Origin of the sequence: Knoellia flava TL1 (assembly GCF_000768675.1) — a bacterium.
In the GTDB taxonomy this organism is placed as follows: domain Bacteria; phylum Actinomycetota; class Actinomycetes; order Actinomycetales; family Dermatophilaceae; genus Knoellia; species Knoellia flava.
The window spans coordinates 1-2,868 of the sequence record NZ_AVPI01000066.1 but is presented as its reverse complement, the minus strand read 5'-3'; the positions used below and the strand labels follow the sequence as shown (position 1 = coordinate 2,868).

The window sequence follows — 2,868 nt, the reverse complement described above, 5'->3', positions numbered from 1 at the left end:
ACCCCCACGGGGTCGATGGCCAACCAGCTCGGCATGCGGCTGCACGTCGAGGCGGGCGAGGAGGTCATCGCCGACTCGCTCGCACACGTCCTGCGCGCCGAGCTCGGTGCGGCCGCCGTGCTCTCGGGCATCTCGTCCCGCTCCTGGGCCGCCGACCGCGGGCGGCTCGTCCCGTCGGCGCCGCTCGCTCTCATGAGCACGGGCGCGGGTCCTTACCAAGTCGGCACCGCACTCATCGTCGTCGAGAACACGCACAACTTCGGCGGTGGCACCGTCCAGCCGCTCGAGGCGATCCGTGAGGTGCGGGCCGCCAGCCGTGAGGTCGGCGTCGCCATGCACCTCGACGGGGCCCGCCTGTGGAACGCGCACGTCGCGACAGGCATCCCGCTCGCCGACTACGGCCGTGAGTTCGACACCGTGAGCGTCTGCCTCTCCAAGGGCCTCGGCGCACCCGTGGGCTCGGTGCTCGTCGGCTCCGCCGAGCGCATGGCGCAGGCGCGCATCTGGCGAAAGCGCTTCGGTGGCGGCATGCGGCAGGTCGGCATCCTCGCTGCAGCGGGCCTGCACGCCCTCGACCACCACATCGAGCGGCTCGCCGACGACCACGCGCGGGCCGCCAGGTTCGCGGCGGCCGTGGGCGAGGTCGCTCCTCACGTCGTCACGCCCGACCGGGTCGAGACCAACATCGTCATGCTCGACCTGTCGCAGACGCGCTGGGCACCCGCCGAGCTGGTCGACGCGGCAGGAGCACGCGGCATACGGACCTATGCCGCCGGCCCGACGGGGGTGCGCCTCGTCTGGCACCTCGACGTCGACGACGCCGGCACGGACGCCGCGTCCGAGGTCTTCACCGACCTGCTCCGCTGAGCCGAGCCCTCGACTTCTTGCCCGATCGCGCCAACGGTCGCCCGACTTCTTGCCCCGATGCGACAGCGAGCTGTCGCATTGGGGCAAGAAGTCGAACAACGGGTCAGACGTCGTGGTGGAGGATCTCCGCCGGTGGGTCCTCGAGTGCCGAGGCGCCGTCGTCGTGCGCGGCCGCCCGCAGCTCGACGAGGTACATCGCCGCCAGGACGAGCCCGCCACCGACGAGCAGCCGCCACGTCACCGTCTCGTCGCCGAAGAGGACCGCGAAGAGCGCGGCGAAGACCGGCTCCATCGCCATGACGACCGCGGCCCGGGTCGCAGTGAGGTGCGCCTGCGCCCACGTCTGGGCGAGCAGTGCCCCGGCGCCGGCGACGACCGCCATGTAGAGGAGGGAGAGCCACTGCCCGCCGTCGCCCGGCAGGGTGATCCCGTCGGGAGCCGCCGCGACGAGGCAGACGACCGCGATGACCGCGGCCTGCACGGTCGAGAGCCCGAGGGCGGTCGAGGCGGTCGACCACCGCCCGAGGGCGAGGATGTGCAGCGCGTAGACAGCCGCCGACCCGAGGGTGAGCGCCTCGCCGAACCCCATCGCCAGTCCCTGGAGGGACAGCACGCCGATGCCGGCGGTGGCGATGAGCGCTGCGACCCACGCTGCCCGCGGCACGTGGTCGCGCAGCAGCAGCGCGCCGAGGACGGGCGTGAGGACGATGTAGGTCCCGGTGAGGAACCCCGAGACCGACGCCGCCGTGCTCTCGAGGCCGACGGTCTGCAGGAGCTGCGCCACGGCATACAGGACGCCGAGACCGGCGCCGAGCGCGAGCTCTCGGCGGGTCAGGGCACGGGTCTGCCGCGAGAAGAGCGCGAACATGAGCACCGCGGCGATCCCGAAGCGCACGGCGAGGAAGTCCGCCGACGGCACGTGCTCGACGAGGTCGCGGATGAGGAAGAACGTCGAGCCCCACACCGCAGTGACGGAGAGCAGGAGCAGGACGGCGAGACGGGACCGGCCGTCGTGCACGGCCGAGGGGGCTGAGGTCACCTCAGACCGTCGTCACGACGATCTCGGAGCCCTTCGGCTGCTGGGACCCCTCCGGCGGGTTGAGCCCCTGGACCGTGCCGAAGTTGATGCCGGGGATGGCCTGGCGCTCACGGACCGTGAAGCCCAGGCCCTCGAGGGTGCCCTTGACCTCGATGAACTGCTTGCCGATGAGGCCGCCCGGGATGGTCACGAGAACGGGTCCCTTGGAGGTGACGACGGTGACCTTGTCGCCCTTGAACAGGGTGCCGCCGGCAGGCTCCTGGCGGATGATCGAGCCTGCGGGGACGGTGTCGCTGTTCTCCTCACCCGAGACCTCGACGACGAGCCCGGCCTTGCCGAGCGCGGCCTTGGCGGCGGCGAGCGGCTTGCCGGTGAAGTTCTCGACCGTGATCGGCTCGCGGCCCTTGCTCACGGTGAGGGCGACGGCGGTGCCACGCTTGAGGGACGTGCCCGCCTTGGGCTCGGAGGCGATGACCTGGCCCTCGGCGACCTTCTCGTCGAACTTCTCGGTGACCTTGCCGAGGACGAGGTTGGCACCGGTGATCCGGTCGGTGGCCTCGGCGAGGCTCGTCCCGGCGAGCGTGGGCACGGCATAGCGCTCGGGGCCCTTCGAGACGACGAGGGTGACGGCCGTGCCACGGCGCACCTCCTCGGTGGCCTTGGGGGTGCTCGAGATGACGACGCCCTTGGCGACCGTCTCGCTGAAGCTTTCACGCCGGGTCGCGTCGAGGTGAGCGGTGCGCAGCGCGGACTCGGCGGCGACGACGGGCTTGCCGACGACGGCGGGCACGACCGTCGGGGCGCCGGGGCCGGCGATGAAGAACCATGCGGTGGCCGAGGCGATCGCGGCCGAGACGACGACGAGGATCCACGGCCAGAGGGCGCGGCGCTGCGCCCGGGTGACGGGGGAGCGGCGCGCGGCCACCCCCGCAGTCGCGGGTGGCGCCCCGCGCACCTGGTCG

At 72.5% G+C, this 2,868-nt stretch carries 3 protein-coding genes; 1 reads left to right on the top strand and 2 read right to left on the bottom strand.

The window, feature by feature from the left end:
* A partial coding sequence (locus tag N798_RS15100; RefSeq protein WP_035950031.1) for a threonine aldolase family protein occupies window positions 1–867 on the top strand: 867 nt, incomplete at its 5' end.
* 103 nt (window positions 868–970) lie between these two features.
* Here N798_RS15100 and N798_RS15095 read toward each other — a convergent pair.
* Entirely contained in the window at window positions 971–1,906 is a 936-nt protein-coding gene (locus tag N798_RS15095) for a DMT family transporter (protein ID WP_052117424.1), read from the bottom strand.
* Window position 1,907: 1 nt separating this feature from the next.
* Window positions 1,908–2,868: Stk1 family PASTA domain-containing Ser/Thr kinase (locus tag N798_RS15090; RefSeq protein WP_156971762.1), on the bottom strand; the 961-nt coding region annotated here is incomplete at its 5' end.